Annotated in this window: 14 protein-coding genes; 10 read left to right on the top strand and 4 right to left on the bottom strand. The window is 66.2% G+C overall.

What is annotated here, in order from left to right; all coding sequences use genetic code 11:
• Positions 1 to 64 precede the first annotated feature (64 nt).
• Genes AC5P76_RS09770 through AC5P76_RS09755 form a run of 4 tightly spaced genes read left to right on the top strand, consistent with a single transcriptional unit; the run spans position 65 to position 5972 of the window.
• A complete protein-coding gene (locus AC5P76_RS09770) occupies positions 65 to 2428 on the top strand; it encodes a TonB-dependent receptor plug domain-containing protein (protein WP_495222732.1) in 2364 nt (787 codons plus the stop codon).
• Between the two features lie 5 nt (positions 2429 to 2433).
• Positions 2434 to 3897, top strand: a complete 1464-nt coding sequence (locus tag AC5P76_RS09765) for a DUF3526 domain-containing protein (RefSeq protein WP_253118495.1) — start codon at positions 2434 to 2436, stop codon at positions 3895 to 3897.
• Positions 3894 to 5252, top strand: coding sequence for an ABC transporter permease subunit (locus AC5P76_RS09760; RefSeq protein ID WP_253118496.1), 1359 nt, complete (start codon positions 3894 to 3896; stop codon positions 5250 to 5252). Before AC5P76_RS09765 ends, AC5P76_RS09760 begins: the two co-directional genes overlap by 4 nt.
• Before the next feature lie 9 nt (positions 5253 to 5261).
• A complete protein-coding gene (locus tag AC5P76_RS09755) occupies positions 5262 to 5972 on the top strand; it encodes an ABC transporter ATP-binding protein (protein WP_053515807.1) in 711 nt (236 codons plus the stop codon).
• Here AC5P76_RS09755 and AC5P76_RS09750 read toward each other — a convergent pair.
• The 3 genes from AC5P76_RS09750 to AC5P76_RS09740 form a co-directional block, all read right to left on the bottom strand.
• The gene (locus AC5P76_RS09750) at positions 5969 to 7810 is read right to left on the bottom strand and encodes an asparagine synthase-related protein (RefSeq protein ID WP_253118497.1); all 1842 of its coding nucleotides are present in this window, start codon (positions 7808 to 7810) and stop codon (positions 5969 to 5971) included. The genes AC5P76_RS09755 and AC5P76_RS09750 overlap by 4 nt on opposite strands.
• Positions 7811 to 7823: 13 nt before the next feature.
• Positions 7824 to 8525 (bottom strand): lasso peptide biosynthesis B2 protein, encoded by a 702-nt coding sequence (locus AC5P76_RS09745; RefSeq protein WP_253118498.1) that lies wholly within the window; start codon positions 8523 to 8525, stop codon positions 7824 to 7826.
• A 78-nt stretch (positions 8526 to 8603) separates the two neighbouring features.
• On the bottom strand, positions 8604 to 8765 hold the full coding sequence (locus AC5P76_RS09740) for a hypothetical protein (protein WP_180875215.1): 162 nt from the start codon (positions 8763 to 8765) through the stop codon (positions 8604 to 8606).
• Between the two features lie 192 nt (positions 8766 to 8957).
• On the opposite strand from AC5P76_RS09740, the gene AC5P76_RS09735 reads away from it, so the two are divergent.
• A complete protein-coding gene (locus AC5P76_RS09735) occupies positions 8958 to 9884 on the top strand; it encodes a ParB N-terminal domain-containing protein (RefSeq protein WP_253118499.1) in 927 nt (308 codons plus the stop codon).
• A 131-nt stretch (positions 9885 to 10015) separates the two neighbouring features.
• Here AC5P76_RS09735 and AC5P76_RS09730 read toward each other — a convergent pair whose 3' ends face one another.
• The gene (locus AC5P76_RS09730) at positions 10016 to 11017 is read right to left on the bottom strand and encodes a glycoside hydrolase family 43 protein (RefSeq protein ID WP_253118500.1); all 1002 of its coding nucleotides are present in this window, start codon (positions 11015 to 11017) and stop codon (positions 10016 to 10018) included.
• Between the two features lie 104 nt (positions 11018 to 11121).
• On the opposite strand from AC5P76_RS09730, the gene AC5P76_RS09725 reads away from it, so the two are divergent.
• The 5 genes from AC5P76_RS09725 (at position 11122) to AC5P76_RS09705 (ending at position 18166) form a co-directional block, all read left to right on the top strand.
• Entirely contained in the window at positions 11122 to 12051 is a 930-nt protein-coding gene (locus tag AC5P76_RS09725; protein WP_111186940.1) for a 2-dehydro-3-deoxygalactonokinase, read from the top strand.
• A gap of 104 nt (positions 12052 to 12155) precedes the next feature.
• A complete protein-coding gene (locus tag AC5P76_RS09720; RefSeq protein ID WP_253118501.1) occupies positions 12156 to 13298 on the top strand; it encodes an aldose epimerase family protein in 1143 nt (380 codons plus the stop codon).
• A gap of 116 nt (positions 13299 to 13414) precedes the next feature.
• On the top strand, positions 13415 to 14563 hold the full coding sequence (locus AC5P76_RS09715; RefSeq protein WP_111187013.1) for a cellulase family glycosylhydrolase: 1149 nt from the start codon (positions 13415 to 13417) through the stop codon (positions 14561 to 14563).
• A 75-nt stretch (positions 14564 to 14638) separates the two neighbouring features.
• Entirely contained in the window at positions 14639 to 17350 is a 2712-nt protein-coding gene (locus AC5P76_RS09710; RefSeq protein ID WP_253118502.1) for a TonB-dependent receptor, read from the top strand.
• A 93-nt stretch (positions 17351 to 17443) separates the two neighbouring features.
• Positions 17444 to 18166 (top strand): FadR/GntR family transcriptional regulator, encoded by a 723-nt coding sequence (locus AC5P76_RS09705; protein ID WP_053515824.1) that lies wholly within the window; start codon positions 17444 to 17446, stop codon positions 18164 to 18166.
• Positions 18167 to 18172 lie beyond the last annotated feature (6 nt).

Raw genomic sequence — 18172 nt, 5'->3', positions numbered from 1 at the left:
ATCTCTCTAAAATGCACGTGACCGTGCTACAGGCCGATATCGGATGAGAGTGATGGACCGGGGAATGGAACAGGTATTCAAGGGCGGTAGGCGCGCGTTGCTGGCGGCGAGCATCGCCGCCGCGCTGCAGATCGGAGCACCAGCCCAGGCGCAGAACGCGGGCACCGACGACGACGCACCCACGGCCACCCTGGACAAGGTGCTGGTGATTGGCAGCAACATCCGCGATGCCGTCGGCGCTGGTGCGTCGCCGGTCATCGTGATCGACCGGGAGGCCATCGACCGCACTGGCGTGGCCTCCCTGCAGCAGCTGTTCGAGAAGCTGCCGCAGAACTTCGGTGGCGGCGCCAATGGTGCCAATGTGGCCAATCTCGGTGTTGACCGTGATACCGGCAACAACTTCGGCCAGGGCACCGCGATCAACCTGCGTGGCCTGGGTACGGGCACTACGCTGACCCTGGTCAACGGCCATCGCGTGACCTCATCGAACCGCTACCAGTATGTCGATGTATCGCTGATTCCACTCAGTGCGGTCGAACGCGTGGAGATCCTCACCGATGGTGCCTCTGCCATCTACGGCACCGATGCCGTCGGTGGCGTCGTCAACATCATCCTGCGCCAGGACTTCACCGGCTATGAGTCGTCGCTGCGGTACGGCACGGTCACCACCGGCAACATGGACGAGTACCAGGTGTCGCAGTCCGCGGGGTGGGCGTGGGACCGCGGCCGTGTGCTGGCAAGTTACGAGTTCCTGAAGCAGGGCAACCTGCCCGCCACCGACAAGGATTTCTCCCGGAACGTCACGGTCAGGCCCTACGATCTCTATCCAGGATCGAAGCGGCACAGCCTGTATGTCGATGGCGTGCAGGAGCTCAGCGATGTGCTGACGCTGAATCTCACCGGCTCGTTCGCCAAGCGCGAGATGGACACCACCATCTCCGGCACGGCCGACGAAACCCGGTTGTTCCCGCACACGCAGCAGTTCGATGTGTTCGCAGGCCTGACCCTGGAGCTCCCGCGCCAGTGGCAGGCGCGCCTGGACGCTGGATTCGGCAGGAACGAGGTGTCCTACGAGCGCACGACCATTACCGGCAGCACCGTCAGCACGGCGCCACCGACGGATACGAACTCTGAATCGCGCTATCTGGACGTGGTGGCCGACGGCGAGGTGTTCAGCCTGCCCGCCGGCCCGGTACGCGCAGCGGTCGGCGTCGGTTACCGTCGCGATGGCTATGAGCTGCTCGATCACCGTGGGCTGGAAAAGCCGCTCGATCTGCAGCGCACGATCAGGTCCGCCTTTGCCGAGCTCAACATCCCGCTGCTCAAGGAGATGCCCGGCGTTCGCAACCTGTCGCTGACCGCGGCGGCGCGCTACGACGACTACAGCGACTTCGGCTCCACCTTGAACCCCAAGCTGGGGCTGCTGTGGGAAGCCACCGAGGGACTCTCCTTCCGTACCAGCTACGGCCGCTCTTACCGCGCGCCGGTCTACCAGGACATGCAGCTGAACAACACCGTGGTCGTGGCGAACGTGCCGAACCCGAACGCGGCCAACGGCAGCACCGTCCTGATGATGCTCTCCAACGGCAATCCCGATCTCGGCCCCGAGCGTGCGAAAACCTGGACCGGCGGGTTCTCGTTCGCGCCGCCCTCCGTTCCCGGCCTCACGGTTGATGCCAACTACTATCACATCGACTATGCGGACCGGATCGGCAGCGGCTTCGGCGGCAGCTTCCCGTCCCTGTTCCTGCAGTCCACGGCTCCCTACGCGGACATCCTGACCGTCGATCCATCGCAGCAGCAGATCCAGCAGGCGCGCCAACTGGGCGTGTCGGGCCTGGGGCTGTTCGTCTCACGTGTGGGGCCGTATGCACTCCCTGCCGGTCTGGATGAGACCAGCAGCCAGGTGATCCTGGACAACCGCTTCCGCAACAACGCATACACCTCGCAGCGCGGCGTCGATCTCAACGCGTCCTATCGCGTCGATGTGGGCCAGACGCGGATCGCGATGAGCCTGGCCGGGCAGTACATCCTCGAATCGACGCGGCGCGTGACCAGCACATCGCCCGAGCTGGACGCGGTCAACGCGGTGTACTACCCGGTCGACCTCAAGCTGCGCGGCGGCCTGACCCTGGACCGGGGCCAGGCCGCAGGCGGCGTCTTCGTGAACTACGTGGACAGCTACCGCGATCCGGCCAACATCGCCCACCCACACGTCAGCTCCTGGACGACCGTCGACCTGAACCTCAAGTACCACTTCGGCGCCCCGGCCGGCGACCACGAAGGCACGTCGCTCGCCCTCAACGTGCAGAATCTTCTCGACCGGGATCCGCCCTTCATCATCAACAGCATCAACACCGGCTACGACCCCACCAATGCGACCGCGCTGGGGCGCTTCCTGTCGGTGACCCTCACGCATCGCTGGTAAGCCGGATGAGCCCGCCCTCCCCCGCCCGCTTCCGGCCTGCGTCGACGCTTCGGCAAGCTGCCGGTGTCGCGGCAACCCAGCTGACCTTGATGTGGCGTGAGCGGCGCCTGCCGTGGCTCGCCCTGGTCCTGCTGCTGCTTGCGGGCGCATCCGTTGCCACGGGTGCCGCGCGCCTGTCCCTGCAGGCGCAGGAGCGCCAGGCCGTAGCAGCGGAGGAAGCGCGGCTGTGGGACGGCCAGGGCGTGATCGATCCCCATGCCGCGGCGCATGTGGGACGCGCCATTCCCGCACCGGTGCGACCCCTGGCCGCGCTCGATCCGGGACTGACCGATGTACTGGGCACCTCGGTGTTCATCGAAGGTCACGCACAGAACCCGGCCAGGCATCGCGCGATAGACGCGGGTACCGCCCTCAGCCGGTTCGACGGTTTCTCTGCCGCCTGGGCGCTGCAGGTAGTAGCGCCGCTGCTCATCATCCTTGCCGGCTTCGCCACGCTGTCCGGTGACGTCGCCCGCGAAACCCTTCGCCAGGAACTCGGCACCGGGGCGTCGCCTGCGGTGCTGATCATCGGCCGATTGATTGCTCTGGCAAGTGCTTCCCTGCTGCTGGTGCTTGCCATGCTGGCGGCGACGGTTCCCGCTGTGGCGGGACAGAACGCCGGCTGGATGGACATCGCCGCGCTGCTGGCCATGTGCGCGGCCTACGGACTCTATCTGCTGGTGTTCTGTGCCCTCACGGTCGGTGTCTCGGCGTTGTCCAGCTCGGCGCGGACCTCGCTGGTGGTGCTGCTGGGGTTCTGGGTGGTAGCCACCGTGCTGGTGCCACGAATGGCGCCAGCGGTGGCCGAATCGCTGGATCCCACGCCCAGCGCGCCGGCATTCAGGGCCGCCGTGACGGAAGAGGCGGAGAACGGAGTGGATGGCCATGACCCTGCGGACAAGCGGCTGGACGCCCTGCGACACGCGCTGATGGCGCGCTACCAGGTCGACACGGTGGAAGAGCTTCCCGTCAACTTCCGGGGCGTGGCCCTGGAGTTCGCAGAGAGGAACTCGACGGACACCTACAACCGCCATTTCGAGCGGATCCATGCGACCTATCGGCAGCAGCAAGCAACACAGCGCGCATTCGCCTTCGTTTCTCCGGCCATCGCGCTGCAGTCATGGTCACGCGCATTCGCCCGCACCGATTTCGCGGCGCACCTGGCCTTCCTGCAGAGCGCCGAAGACTACCGCTACCGCCTGATCCAGGCACTCAATGCGGAAGTGAAGCAGCACAAGGCGCCGCAGGGGGAGAAGCATCGTGCCGACATCGCGACCCTCACCCGGTCCGTGGCCTACACGCCGGGGCAACAGTGCCTGGCCGGCATTGCCGCGGCACAGGCGGCGAACCTGGCCATTCTGCTGGGCTGGGTGCTGCTGGCGCTTGGACTGGTGTTCTTCTCGGCCCGGCGCCTGGGGACGACCCCATGAGCAGTCTTTCCGTTGCCGGCCATGAGGTGCGCAGGCTGCTGCGCGATCGGGCGCTGCCCACCCTGCTGATGCTGCTGCTGGCGCTGGCCGCCTACGCCGCGTGGAATGGCGGGGCGTGGGTCGAACAGCGTAACGCCGCCATCGGCGTGATCCAGCTCGAAGAGCAGCACACCCATGACCGCAGCCGGGTGTTCGTCGGCAAGGCGCCCTCGGTGTTGCCGCGCGTCCAACCCGTGCTGCCGCCGGCTGCGATGGCGTCGGTATCGATCGGGCAGGCGGAGGCCTATCCCTATACGGCCGATGTGGTGGCGCTGGGCGATCGCACCCAGCTTTTCAGGAACGTGTGGGCCGACATCGGCAATCCGGCAGCGCGGGCCGCAGGCCGGTTCGATCTGGCGTTCGTCATCGTCTTTCTGTTGCCCTTGGTCATCCTGGCAGCCAGTTATGACCTCTGGTCCCGCGAGCGCGAGCGTGGCATCGCTGCGCTGGTGCTGTCGCAGCCGGTCGCGGTGGGACGGCTGATCGCAGTGAAGACGCTGGCCCGAGGCGGCGTGGTACTGCTGCCTGCGGGAGTGATCCTGGTCGGCGCGGCGGCGTGGTCCGGTGCGGAGAGCCTTGCCGGCCTCGGCCTGCTCTCGCTGGTCATCCTTGCCTATGGCGGCTTCTGGCTGGCGGTGGCGGTGCTGATCGGCTGTTTCGCCCGACGCACCACGGAGGCGGCCATTGCGGCCGGCGGAGTGTGGTTGCTGATCGTGGTGATGGCCCCGTCGTTGACCCTCGCCGCAGTGAATCTGGCCGTTCCGCCGCCATCACAGATGCAGCTCGCGACCGACGTGAAGGCGCGGCTGGCCGCAACGGCCAGGCAACAGACACTCCATCGCCGCAGTGCTTCAACGGCTGTACGTTCTTCGACACCGGTGATTCCGGACCACGTGCGCGAGGCCTATGCCGACCTGCTGGCGACCGATCTCGACCTTGCGCCGCTGATCGAATCGCATGAGCGGGCGCAGGATGCACGCCGCCGGGTGCTGGACAACGTGCGGTTGCTGATGCCCGCGGTCGCAGTACAGGACGCGCTGGACCGCATCGCCGGCTCGGACGCGGATCGCGCGCTCGCCTTCCAGGACCAGGTCCATGCGTTCTGGCAGGCCCGTCGGTTGCTGCACAAGGCGTACCTGGATCGGGACGCGCCGCAGACACTTGCCGAATATGAAGCCCTGCCCCGCTTCCGGTTCGTGGAGCCGGCCGGCGTGGGCCGGCGTGGAGTGCGTGCCGATCTCGCGGCGTTGCTCGCCGCCACCCTGATTCTGCTGATCGCCGCCGGATCGATGCGTCGCCGGTTGGCGACCCCTTGAGGAGCCCACATGCTTTCTGCAAAGAACCTGGTCAAGGAACACGGCACCCACCGGGCACTCGACGATGTCAGCTTCGAGGTGGGACCCGGCGAGATCTTCTGCCTGCTCGGAGCCAACGGTGCGGGAAAATCGACCACGATCAAGCTCTTTCTGGGCTTCCTCACCCCTACCTCCGGATCCGCGGAAGTCGATGGACTCAGCGCGCACCGGCACCCGCAGGAGGTGCGACGCAGGCTGCTGTACATCCCCGAGACCGTGGCGCTGTACGACGAGCTGTCCGGTCTTGAGAACCTGGACTACTTCGCGCGTCTGGCCGGCGTGGACGACCGCTCACCCGCCCGGCTGCGGGATGCACTGAGTACAGCGGGCCTGGCGCCGGATGTCTTCGGACGACGCGTGGGCCTCTACTCCAAGGGCATGCGGCAGAAGGTCGGCATTGCCCTGGCCATCGTCAAGGACGCCAAGGCACTGCTGCTTGACGAGCCAACCTCCGGCCTCGACCCCACCGCGTCGGCCGAGTTCCATGACCTGATCGTGCGGCAGCGTGATCGTGGCACCGCCATCCTGATGGCCACGCACGATCTGTTCCGCGCCCGCGAGGTGGCCACCACGATCGGCCTCATGCAGGCCGGGCGGCTGCGCAGGACATTGGATGCCACCACCATCACCGCCAACGATCTTGAGAGCCTGTACCTCGAGGAGATGAGCCGGAGCGCCTAGGCGACTCCGGCTCCCTGCCCTGCGGGCCGCTCTGCCCAGCGCCTGAGCCAGGCTTCGATGTTGACCTGCGGGCCGAAGATGCCGAGCACCTGCGACGAATGATCCGGGCCGACCCGGCGGATGCCAGCGTCGGCCGAGGCGCTGTCGATGTACCCACGCCGGGCCAGCAGCCCATCGACAAGCAGGCTGCGGATGAACGCCTGATGGCCCTGGGTGACCGCGACCGAATGATCGTCGAGGTAGGACTTCACCTTCCGCGACAGCAGAGCGTCCGGCAGCAGCCCCTGCAAGGCACGCCGTGCGATCGTCCGGTCCTCCGCGTCCGCCATGAGCAGGCGCAGCGGCATGCGCGCGAACAGTTCGACCAGCGGTTGTGCGCTGATCGGAGAGACACCGTGCCAGCGACCCGCGCCCTCGAACGGATCAAGGACGCTGGTCGGAAACACCATCCGGCTGATGTGCGCAAGCTTGTACGGTGACACCTCATGGCCTTCGTTGCGCGCATGGCGCAGCCAGGCCGGTGGCGTGACGTCCTGCTCGGTCGCGTCGACCTTCACCCATTCGCAGGGGTTGCCCCAGCGACCGTTGATGCTGGCCGGCCGCCTGAGCAGCCCATGGATCACCGCATCCTTGAGGACGCCATAAAGCGAATCGCCCGACTGTGCGGTTTCAAAGGCGACCCGGAAGAAGTGGCGGTCGATGCCGCGCCGCCAGGCATGGTCGATCGCCGCAGCGTTGCCCTTGAAGCGCAGGAATACCGCGTCGCCGCCGACGCCGGTGAACTGCACGGTATCTGCGTCAAAGGCGACATCACGGCGATGCAGAAGGTAGCCCGAGCAATGTGCCGGCCGCGCCGTCCGCGGGAAGGTCATGATCTCTTCCAGCGCGCAGTGGGGTTGCCGCCGGTACTCGACGAACCCGCAGCGCCGGCCCGACGACTCACTGGCACCGGCCACCGCCATGCGGGCGAACATCCGCTCATCGGCACCGATGCCGTCGTCATAGTGGTGGACACAGTCCACTTCCGGCATGGAAGGTGCGTGCAGCAGGCCGGCGAGGATGATGGAGGAATCCAGCCCACCCGACAGCTGCAGCTGGATACGCCGGTGCCGGCTGGCCAGGGCACCGATGCAGCCCAGCAGCGTGGAGCGCGCGAGCTGCACCGCCTCCTGCAGGTCTTCGATCGGTTCGTCGCGGGCCAGGCGCACGATGTCCCACTGGCACTGCCGGCTGACCGGCTCGCCATCGCGGATCGAAACCGCCTCCCCGGCCTCGATGGCGGTGACCTCCCTGAAGCCGGTCTGCAACCCGTCACGGAACGGAAACAGCAGCGAGTAGGACAGGAAGGGCCAGTCGATGCTGAAATCGCGCAGGCCCAGTGCAAGGCAGTCTTCCATGCTGGAGAAGACCACCGTCAGCTGATCCGCCGTCGTCATGTAACAGGGAATTTCAGCGGTGGGATCACGCAGGACGAACCAGCTCGATGACTGCGCCTGGTAGCCGAACGCTACATAGCGGCCCCAGTAGTGCTGCACGAGGGTTTTTCCCCGCGTGCGGCAGGCCGCATCGGCGGCGGCCGCATCCAGTGGCACGCGCGCGGGCACGGTATCCCGGCTGAAATTCCTGTCGAACAGCGCGCCGAGCACGACCAGCGAGCCGCAGCGGCTGCAGTCCAGGTAGCCCGGGTTGTCACTCTGGACATAAATCGCGGCGCCGTGGTCGTTCATCACGCAGATGATGCCGGCGTGCATGGCCTCGATGCGCTGCATCGCCTGCTGCGCCCGGGCGGTTGCGGAGTCGCAGGAGGTGTTCCAGAGCACGGCGATGTATCGATACATGCGTGAGGCGCCTCTACAGCACCAGGATGGGAACCATCCGGCGCAGGTTGAAGGGGATATCGGTCAGGACCTGATCGCCGTGCTGCAGCCAGCAGTGCGCCGCGAAGGGCTGGGTCCTGACCGCGAACACCCAGTCCGCGACGATTCCATGCCTGGACAGGAATTCGCGCATCGCCAGGCAGTAGAGAAAGCATTCGTCCGTCTTCCTGAAGGCCAACGGCCGCAGCCAGTCGAACACCCGGACGCGCAGGGCCAGCTCCTGCACGCTTACGTCCGTGCGCTGTGATCCCTGCGCACGCCTGCGCGCCGAGGACACTGTGTGGCTGAAAGGAAGGAACGTCCTGCTGCATCCGGCACGCATGCACGCAGCCATGAATCTGCGGACGTCACGTGCGGTGATGCGCGGACAACCGCGAGGTTCACCGTCGCGTATCCAGTGGCGCGGCAGCGCGATCGAAGCACTGGTCGCGGCTTTGCCTCGCTGCGGATCGTCGGTGATCAGCCCGCGTTGCAGCAGCGACTGCAACAGATCCGGCATCCGCCGGCCGTCTGCCGGCAACGGCCAACCCAGCACCAGCCCGCCCAGGCTGGCTGCACGATGGCGGTCGAGCGACAGGTATTTTCCCGTCGCCTGGTCCAGGATCACCATTGCATCGCCGGTGACACAGATATGGGCCTGCTTCGACAGGAAATAGCGCGCCGCAGGCTGTTCCATTACGTGATCTCTTCAGTCCAGGCGGAGAAGCGGTGCATGCGCAGGGCATGCACCGCAGGTCATGCATGCCGCAGTGGATCAGGGCGAGGTGGTCGGGAACACGCCATCCCACAAGGTGCCGTGGTTGTGTGCCTTGGTTTCCGAAACCACCGAGCCCAGCTCGATCAGATCACCGCCCACACCCTGGTCTTCAGGGTTCTGCTGTCCTGCCACTACACCCAGCTCAATCAGCTCGTTCATGAACATCTCCTCTTGTCAGTGGATGTATCCGGGCGTCGTGCCACGGATACGGAGCAGCCAAGCCACCATCGCTGCGCGTGTTGCAGAGCGATTGCCGTCAAGGCATGCAAATGTTACGATATAACATATTATTTCAGTGTGACGACTGTCGCTGTCCGGCAACGTCGACACGCGTTCTCGAAGGGGAAATGGATGAGCGACCCGATCAGTGACGATGGCCTTGAGCCCACCCTTCTGCTCAAAGGACCGTTCCCGCTGCCGAGGTTCATCCGCTTCATCAGGGAGCGATGCCCGCCCGGATGCTTCGATGAGGCGATGCTGGTGGAGGAATGGAAGAGCGCCCGCGCCGACGCGCTGCGCCAGCTGAAGGAAGAGGCCAACGACGCCGACGCGGTCGAGGTGCATGCACTTCCTGCGGAGATGGCGGCGCTGGCCGACCACGCGCCACGCCAACCGTCGATGCACCGCATGACGAACAACGTGCCGCGCGCATGGCAGATGGTCGAGATCGACCGGCTGGTGGTCTTCCAGGAGTGCATCAACCTGCGCCATGTCGGCGAGCTTGCCGCGGCCTTCCCCGCCTCCCCCACGGCACAGGACATCATGGAGCTGGTTGCACGCAACGGGCGGCACGCTCACCCGCCGGTCCGCGCGTCCCGGTCCGAAGGCAGCTACACCTTTGCGTCCAGCTCCAACGACCTGCGCTTTCTGGACGTGGCGACGATCGACCCGTCCGCCATCGCCGGCTACGAACCCTTCGGTGCAGCCAGCCACGCGCTGGTCGTCTATCTGGGTTTCAGTGACAACCTTGTCAGTGCCACCCGGATCGGCAACCGCCTCATACTGACCAATGGCTCCCATCGCCTGTACCTGCTGCGCCAGCTTGGGCTCCGCCATGTACCGTGCCTGGTGACTGACGCCTCCGACAGCGACTTCAGTGACGTGCTGTTGCCGGCAGCAGTCAAGCAGGACCGTGCGTTCTATCTGGGCTCGGCACGGCCGCCGTTGTTGAGGGACTACTTCGATCCACGCCTGACCTGCATCGTGCCGGTGATCCGCAAGAACTATGCGCTGCGGGCCACGCTGGACCTGCAGAGGATCACGGTGCCGGCGGTGTAGCGCAAAGCATCGGAACAATCCGGCACCTCCCACCTCCAGCCCTGCGGCGGCGTTTCATCACAGCCGCGCGGCCGCCCTGGCGCCAGACAAGGCCGCTGGAGAAGCGTGAGAGCATTCGACCGCCGACGCAATCACTTCACCCCGACTCCGCGCCCGTACGGCGCATCCAGCAGCGGCATGCCGTCCTGGCTCCAATGCACCGGCTGGATGCGCGGCGAGCGCCTGGCGGTGCAGCCCATGTCCGGCCCCGGGTTGGCGTGGTAGATGATCCACGGCGCGCCGTCGGCCATCTGGAAGAAGCCGTTGTGCCCCGGCGCGTACACGTTGCCTGCAGGATGCTTGGCAAGGATCGGCTGCTTTACCTTGTGCCACGCGCTCGCATCCAGCGGATCGGCGCCCGCCTTGGCGTGCAGCAGTCCAATCGCGTAGTCATCCGACCAGCACGCACTGCCCGAATAGGTCAGGAACAGATCGCCGCGTGGGCCCTGCAGGAACTCCGGCCCCTCCAGGATCTGCCGCCCGCCCTGTCGCTCCCACGCCTGGTCGGGCCGCGCAATGATGGTTTCGCTGCCCCGCAGGGTCCAGGGGTTGGCCATGGCCACGATGGCCAGCACGCTGTCCGGTCCCACGTAGGGTGAATACACGAAGTAGCGCTTGCCGCCGGTTAAGAAAGTGGTGCCGTCGATGCCGGGGTGTGCCGTGGCCAGCCGTCCGCGATCGGTCCATGTGCCCCGGGTCGGATCGGCATTGCTGTTCTCCAGCACGAACACCCCCCGATGGGCGTCTTCCTGGCCTTCGGGTGCATCGCCCGCTGCCGCCGTGTAGTAGATGTACCAGCGCCCATCAATGCGATGCAGTTCCGGCGCCCAGATCGACTTGGCATTCGCCCCCGTTGCCGGCGGACGCCACACCGTGACTTCGCGCGCGTCAGCCAGGTGCGCAAGGTCGCGGGTGGCGCGGATGGCGAGGCGATCACCGTGCGTGCCCATGTAATAGAACACGTCCCCATCGCGGGTGATCCACGGGTCCGGCCCGGAGTCCAGCAGCGGATTGTCCACCGCCGGCGTTGCGGCGGACGCGTTCGTCGATACCTGAAGCAGCGCTGCAAGCGCCATGGAAAGCGTGCCGTTCATTGCGTTCCCCTCCCGACTGGAACTGCGCCGGCAGGCTTGCCAGCGAGCGGCAACCAAACCATATAATCAGACAATAGGCAACACCATCGCCCCGAGGAACCGCCATGCAGCAGGACCACCCCGACAGCATCATCGGCATCAACTGGGGCAGCAGCAATCTGCGCGCCTATCTGATCGGACCCAACGGTGAGCGGCTTGATGCCCATGAAATGCCCGCGGGCGTGGCCACGCTGGACCGTGACGACATGGTGGTGGCCGCCAACACGATCCGCGCACGCTGGCCGGCTGCACGCCACGCCTATGCGGCGGGCATGATCGGGTCGAATGTCGGCTGGATCGATGCCGGCTACGTGGAGTGCCCTGCAGGTGTTGCCTCGATCGCGCAGCAGCTGGTGCCGACCCGGATCGGCGGGCTGTCCGTGAGCATCGTGCCCGGCATGGCCTGCGTGCGCCCCGTGGATGGCATGCCGGACGTGCTCCGCGGCGAGGAGACCGAGCTGCTGGGGCTGCTGCGCGGCGGCGATGTCGGCCCCGATGCCATCGTGGCGCTGCCGGGTACGCATACCAAGTGGATCCAGCTGATCGACGGCCAGGTGCAGAGCTTCATGACCTCGATGTCCGGCGAACTGTTCGATCGACTGGCCAGTGGCGGCCTGCTTGCCTCGGTGCTGGACGGACCGGGTGAGCCAGGACCGGCCTTCGCCGAGGGTGTGCATGCAGGCGCCGACCGCCGACTGGGCCTGGGTGCGCTGCTCTTCGGTGTGCGGGCACGGATGATCCGCGGCACCCTGCCGCGCACGGCGACCAGCGCTTACCTGCGCGGACTGCTGGCCGGTGCGGAGATTGCAGACGCATTGGCGCTGTTCCCCGGGCTGAGGTCGGCGTCGGTGCCCCTGGTGGGCTCCGGTCCGGTCACCCGCCTGTATCAAGCGGCGCTGTCGGAAATCGGCATCGCCACGCACGCGGTGGCGTCCGCCGACGCCGTAGTGCGCGGCTTCTCCGCACTGCACGCGATGACCGCGACTGCGCGTTGACCCCAGCCGAACGCGGCGGTCCGATCACGTGCTGCGTCGCAACGTGCGTATTGTCTGATTATATGTTTTTGTACGCATCACGACATCGAGAGGGGTCTTGAGCAATGCGTGCTGGCAAGGGGAAGACGGCAGGGCTGATCGGCGTACTGGCACTGTCTGCAGTGGGCGCAGGTCAGGCACAGGAACGCGCTGTGGTAGGCCGGACGGCCGATGGCACCGTGGTGGAGTCGATCCTGCTGCGTGACGGCACCGGCATGCAGGCCACGGTACTGACGCTGGGCGCTGCACTGCATTCACTGGAAGTGCCGGACCGTGATGGCGCATACGCCGATGTACTGCTTGGCGACGCGACGCTCAAGGCGACGCTCGACAATCCGCAGTACTTCGGCACGATCGTCGGCCGCTTCGCCAACCGCATCGCCAAGGGTCGCTTCACCCTGGATGGCAGGACCTATCAGGTACCGGTCAACAATGGGCCGAACAGCCTGCACGGCGGCACCCGCGGCTTCGACAAGGTGGTGTGGAAGATCGTCGACGCCGCCGCCGATCACGCCACCCTGCAGCATGTCAGCCCTGACGGCGACCAGGGTTATCCGGGCACGCTCACGGTCACGGCAACCTACGCATTGAAGGGCAATGGCCGGCTGGAGGTGGAGTACCGCGCCACGACCGATGCACCGACCATCGTCAACCTCAGCAACCACGCATACTGGAATCTGTCCGGCGAGGGTTCCGGCTCGGCGATGGATCACGAATTGACCATTCCGGCCAGCGCCTATACGCCGGTGGATGCGAGCCTGATTCCCACGGGCGTGCTGCAGCCGGTGCAAGGCACCGCCTTCGACTTCCGCACGGCCAAGCCGATCGGGCGCGACCTGCGCCAGGGCAATGAGCCGCAGCTGCTGCATGGTCGCGGCTACGACCACAACTGGGTCATCAGCAGATCGCCCACGCGCGAGCCGCGTGAGGTCGCCCGCGTGCACGACCCGCGCTCGGGCCGCGTGATGACTGTGCTGTCCACGCAGCCTGGCCTGCAGTTCTATTCGGGCAACTTCCTCGACGGCAGCACCGTGGGCAAGAGTGGCCGTGTCTATCGCCAGGGCGATGCCATCGCGCTGGAACCGCAGCTGTTCCCGGACACACCGAACCAGCCGTCGTTCGGCTCGGCGCGGCTGGCCCCGGGCGAGACCTACGTGAACCGCATCGTCTACGACTTCTCGACCGACCGCACACCGCCCGGCCGCTGATCCCGCGCAGCTGGCACACCGGTCGCCCACGGCACCGGCAATCCGACGCAGTACGCACCGCCCGCCTCCTGGCTCACGCCAGGACGGGCAGCTCATGAACCAAGGAGATGCATCTCATGCGAAAGTGGCTTACCCCTTTGCTGGCAACGCTGCTCGCCGTCGCACCGATGGCGCATGCGACCGACGCCGCACGCTGGACCCCGGCCGAAGCCGACGCGTGGTATTCCAGACAGCAGTGGCTGGTGGGCGCGAACTACACCACCTCCAACGCCATCAACCAGCTGGAGATGTTCCAGGCCGAGACCTTCGATCCGGCAGCCATCGACCGCGAACTCCGCTGGGCGCACGAGCAGTTCGGCATGAACACCATGCGCGTCTACCTGCATGACCTGCTGTGGCAGCAGGACCCGCAGGGCCTGCTGAAGCGCATCGACACCTTCCTGTCCATCGCCGAGAAGAACGGCATCCGCCCGATGCTCGTGCTGTTCGACAGCTGCTGGGACCCGGATCCGGTGCTCGGCCCGCAGCGCCGTCCGATTCCCGGCGTGCACAACTCCGGCTGGGTGCAGAGCCCGAGCCGCCACATGCTGGTGGACCGCGCCAATGACGCGCACTTCCAGGCCTATGTGGAGGGCGTGATCGGTCACTTCGCCAATGACACGCGCGTGCTGGCCTGGGACCTGTGGAACGAGCCGGACAACCCCGGGGGTGGCAACTACATGGACAAGCAGCTGCCGGGCGAGCAGGAACGCATCGCCGAACTGCTGCCGAAGATCTTCGACTGGGCACGCGCGAAGAAGCCGGTGCAGCCGCTCACCAGCGGCGTGTGGATCGGCGATGACTGGTCGCCGGGCGCCGCATCGCTCACCGCGATCCAGCGCACGCAGCTGGAGCAGTCGGATGTGATCACCTTCCACAACTACGAGCAGCCGGAGGCATTCGTTGCCCGCATTGCACAGCTGCGCAGGTACGGCCGCCCGCTGATCTGCACCGAATGGCTGGCACGCGGCGCAGGCTCGAACGTGGACACGATCCTTCCGATCGCCCGCCGCGAGAACATCGGCATGATCAACTGGGGGTTCGTGGACGGCGCGATCCAGACCCGCTTCCCCTGGGACAGCTGGCAGCGCCCCTACACGATGGAAGCCCCCACCGTGTGGTTCCACGATCTGCTGAAGGCCGACGGCACGCCCTACCGGGCACGCGAAGCCGAGCTGTTCCGCAGGCTGGCCAAGACCCCGCGCACCTCCGTTCCCGCTTTCTGACCCCACTGGCGCCCGCCTTCGCATGAAGGCGGGCCACTCAACCGCGACTGCTTTCCGGAATCCGGAGATACCGCCATGACCGCTCGTTCTTCCCGCACCGTGCTTTCCCTGGCCATCCTTTCGGCCCTCGCCCTGCCCTGTCTGGTGCAGGCGCAGGAGGCCGGCTCGCAGGAGGCCGTCAACCTGGACACGGTCACCGTGACCGCGCTGCGCCAAAGCCTGCAGACCGCCCAGTCGATCAAGCAGGAGGCTGAGATGGTCGTCGATTCGATCGTTGCCGAAGACATCGGCAAGCTGCCCGACAACAGCGTGGCCGACGCCCTGCAGCGCGTTACCGGCGTGCAGGTGGCGCAGGGCAACCAGGGCGAGACCACCGGGGTGGTGATCCGCGGCCTGCCCAACGTGATCAGCACCCTCAACGGCCGTGAGATCTTCAGCAGCTCCGGCCGCGGCTACGCCTTCCAGAACCTGCCGGCCACCGCCATCAAGAGCCTGAACGTCTACAAGAGCAGCGAGGCGAGCCTGCCACTGGGCGGCATCGCGGGCCTGGTGGACATCCAGCTGCGCCGCCCGCTGGATTTCGACGGTGCGGAGATCGCCGGCACCGTGACCGGTACGCACAGCAAGTACGGTGGCGACATCGATCCCTCCGCCAGCCTGCTGCTGAGCAACCGCTGGGACACCGATGCCGGCGAGATCGGCGCCATGGTCAACTTCGGCTATGTCGGCAAGCGCTATGCGTACGATGCGGTGTGGGGTGACTTCCCGAAGGTGCTGGAGAATCCGGATGGCACGCCGGCACGTACCGATGACGGCAACCTGATCGCCGCCCCCAATGGCTGGGGCACCAACTACAACCATGGCGACCGCAAGCGCAGTGCGTTCAACTATGCCCTGCAGTGGAAACCCAGCGAACGCACCGAGGTCTATGTCGAGGGCCTCTATGATTTCGTGCGAGACGACTATGACCAGGCGTTCCTGTTCAGTTTCCCGGTCGGGGTGGTGCCGCCGACGGGGCTGCAGGTCGGCGACAACTGCTATGCCAACCGCCTGGATGGGCCGCTGTCCGGCCAGACCATCTGCGACGCCACCGCAGGTACATGGACCGGCGACAGCTATGCCGCCAGCAGCACCCAGGCGCACAAGCAGCGCGGCCAGGACATCCAGAACGCGCTGGGCTTCAAGTGGCGCGGCGACCAGCTGCGGCTGTCCACCGAAGTGGCCCGTACGTCCGGCTACTACCGCGATGAGAACTTCATCATCGACACCTTCCTGGCCGGGCCGATCACCACCGTATGGGACGGCACCTCGGGCAAGCACCAGAACTGGCACCTGGCCGGCAACCCGGCCATGGATCCGTCGCGCTTCTACCTCAATGGCCTGTTCCAGACCTGGGGCGAGTCGCGCGGCGAGGAAAACAGCTGGCGCGGCGACGGAACGTTCGAGTTCCTCGACGGCCCGATCGCCAACCTCCAGTTCGGCCTGCGCTATGCCGACCGTACCGCCAGCGCCAAGGGCAGCGTGGAAATCAGCACGCCGCCGCCAGGCGGTGCCGGTACGGGCAACATCACCGCCTCGCCCAACCCGGCCAACCAGGTGGTGGGGCTGTTCCCGGCCAGCAGCTTCTTCTGCAGCAAGCGCGGCAACTCCGCACTGAGCCAGTCGTTCCTGACGCCCTGCTACGACTACCTGATCGACAACGCCGACGCGCTGCGCCGTTACTACGGTCTGCCGGACGGACTGGCGGCGGAGAATCCCGGCCGCTTCTTCGATATCGAAGAACGCAAGAGCGCCGGCTACCTGCAGGCGAAGTACGACTTCGATCTGGGCGGCCTGCGCGTGGATGGCCTGGTAGGCGTGCGTGCGGAGAAGATCAAGCGTGAACTCAACGCCTTCTCGTTCGACGCGGGCACGGGTGTCTACAGTGCCATCACCCGCAGCACGCAGGACACCAATGCCCTGCCCAACGCGAGCCTGAACCTGCACTTCAACGATGCCTGGCAGCTGCGCGTGCTGGCGGCCAAGACACTGAGCTATCCGGACTTCGGTGCCTTGAACCCGTCGATCTCGCTGAACCCCGGCACCGTCAACCGGGCGGGCGTGGCCAGCAGTGGCAACCCCGACCTGAGCCCGATCAAGTCGACCAACTACGACATGTCGCTGGAGTGGTACTTCTCCCCGGTGGGCTACGTCAGTGCGGGCGTGTTCTATCGTGACATCGATGGCTACATCCAGAACTACATCACCAATGTGGTCATCGCCGGAGAGGACTACGAGCTGTCATCCCCGCAGAGCGCCGGCAGCGGCCATCTGCAGGGTGTCGAGCTGGCCTACCAGCAGACCTTCGACTTCCTGCCCGGCGCCTGGAGCGGCCTGGGTGCGCAGTTCAACTACACCTACATCGAAGGCGATACCAAGTCTCCGGAGTTCCTTGGCGGACCCGTGATCTCGCGGCCGCTGCAGAACGTCTCGAAGAACAACTACAACGCCGTGCTGTTCTACGAGAACTTCGGCCTGAGTGCGCGCCTGGCCTACGGCTACCGCAGCCGGTACATCGATTTCTTCACCCAGCCCACGGTCGCCGGAACGGAGGACCAGGTCGAGCCGGCCAGCTCGCTGGACTTCTCGATCAGCTACGACGTGACCCCGCGCGCCACGGTGGTGTTCTCGGCCACCAACCTGCTGGGCAACAACCTGCACCAGTACTGGGGCAGCGGCAACACGCGGCCGCGCGACATCCGTTACCAGGACAAGACCCTGGGCATGGGCTTCCGGTTCAAGCTCTGATGAGGACGCTCCCCCACATGCCTCACACCCTGCACCCGTCCTTTTGTCGGATAATAGGAGTGACCGCAGCCTGCGGTGCACCAAGCCAAAGGGATGCCTGTGAAACCGATCGAGGTACGCAACCTCTACGACCAAGTGGCCCAGGAGATCGGGCAGCGGATCATCAGCGGCGCACTTCAGCCGGGCGAATTCCTGCCCAGGGAAGAGCTGCTGTCACAGACCTTGTCCGTCAGCCGCTCCGCCCTGCGCGAGGGCCTGAAGGTGCTGGGCTCCAAAGGGCTGATCGAAACCCGGCAGAAAACCGGTTCGCGGGTGCGCGACCCGCGTCACTGGAAGCAGCTGGACAGCGACATCCTGGCGTGGCGCTGCGCGCTGATGCCCACCCAGGACTTCGTGGAAAAGCTGGTGGAGATGCGCGAGGTGATCGAACCGGCGGCCGCGGCTTCCGCAGCCGAGCGGCGTTCGCCCGCGCAGCTGGCCAGGATCAAGAGCGCGTACCAGGCCATGGCCGATGCACCGGACCAGGATGCGTGGGCCAAGGCCGACCTGATGTTCCACGAGAGCGTGCTGGAAGCCACCAACAACGAACTGCTGGCATCCCTGTTCTCGGTCATCGACGCGGCGCTGGGCACCTTCTTCCTGCTCTCGGCGCAGACCGCGCAGGACTTCAAGTACTCGCTGCCGCGCCACTTCGACGTGTACGACGCCATCCGGCAGAAGCAGCCGGACGCGGCGCGCGCCGCCATGCTGGACATGATTGCCGACTCCCGCGCCAATCTGAAGGGCGCGCGGCTGTCCAGAAAACCCCCACGCTGAAGGAAA

The organism is Stenotrophomonas sp. YJH_SMC_36, assembly GCF_059369935.1.
The sequence above is the reverse complement of the archived record's forward strand: the minus strand, read 5'-3'. Positions and strand labels throughout refer to the sequence as shown.

Excerpts from the sequence above, each read along its gene's own strand:
- AC5P76_RS09770 (WP_495222732.1), top strand. The coding sequence starts at position 65 with ATGGAACAGGTATTCAAGGGCGGTAGGCGCGCGTTGCTGGCGGCGAGC.
- AC5P76_RS09765 (WP_253118495.1), top strand. The coding sequence starts at position 2,434 with ATGAGCCCGCCCTCCCCCGCCCGCTTCCGGCCTGCGTCGACGCTTCGG.
- AC5P76_RS09760 (WP_253118496.1), top strand. The coding sequence starts at position 3,894 with ATGAGCAGTCTTTCCGTTGCCGGCCATGAGGTGCGCAGGCTGCTGCGC.
- AC5P76_RS09755 (WP_053515807.1), top strand. The coding sequence starts at position 5,262 with ATGCTTTCTGCAAAGAACCTGGTCAAGGAACACGGCACCCACCGGGCA.
- AC5P76_RS09750 (WP_253118497.1), bottom strand. The coding sequence starts at position 7,810 with ATGTATCGATACATCGCCGTGCTCTGGAACACCTCCTGCGACTCCGCA.
- AC5P76_RS09745 (WP_253118498.1), bottom strand. The coding sequence starts at position 8,525 with ATGGAACAGCCTGCGGCGCGCTATTTCCTGTCGAAGCAGGCCCATATC.
- AC5P76_RS09740 (WP_180875215.1), bottom strand. The coding sequence starts at position 8,765 with ATGAACGAGCTGATTGAGCTGGGTGTAGTGGCAGGACAGCAGAACCCT.
- AC5P76_RS09735 (WP_253118499.1), top strand. The coding sequence starts at position 8,958 with ATGAGCGACCCGATCAGTGACGATGGCCTTGAGCCCACCCTTCTGCTC.
- AC5P76_RS09730 (WP_253118500.1), bottom strand. The coding sequence starts at position 11,017 with ATGAACGGCACGCTTTCCATGGCGCTTGCAGCGCTGCTTCAGGTATCG.
- AC5P76_RS09725 (WP_111186940.1), top strand. The coding sequence starts at position 11,122 with ATGCAGCAGGACCACCCCGACAGCATCATCGGCATCAACTGGGGCAGC.
- AC5P76_RS09720 (WP_253118501.1), top strand. The coding sequence starts at position 12,156 with ATGCGTGCTGGCAAGGGGAAGACGGCAGGGCTGATCGGCGTACTGGCA.
- AC5P76_RS09715 (WP_111187013.1), top strand. The coding sequence starts at position 13,415 with ATGCGAAAGTGGCTTACCCCTTTGCTGGCAACGCTGCTCGCCGTCGCA.
- AC5P76_RS09710 (WP_253118502.1), top strand. The coding sequence starts at position 14,639 with ATGACCGCTCGTTCTTCCCGCACCGTGCTTTCCCTGGCCATCCTTTCG.
- AC5P76_RS09705 (WP_053515824.1), top strand. The coding sequence starts at position 17,444 with ATGCCTGTGAAACCGATCGAGGTACGCAACCTCTACGACCAAGTGGCC.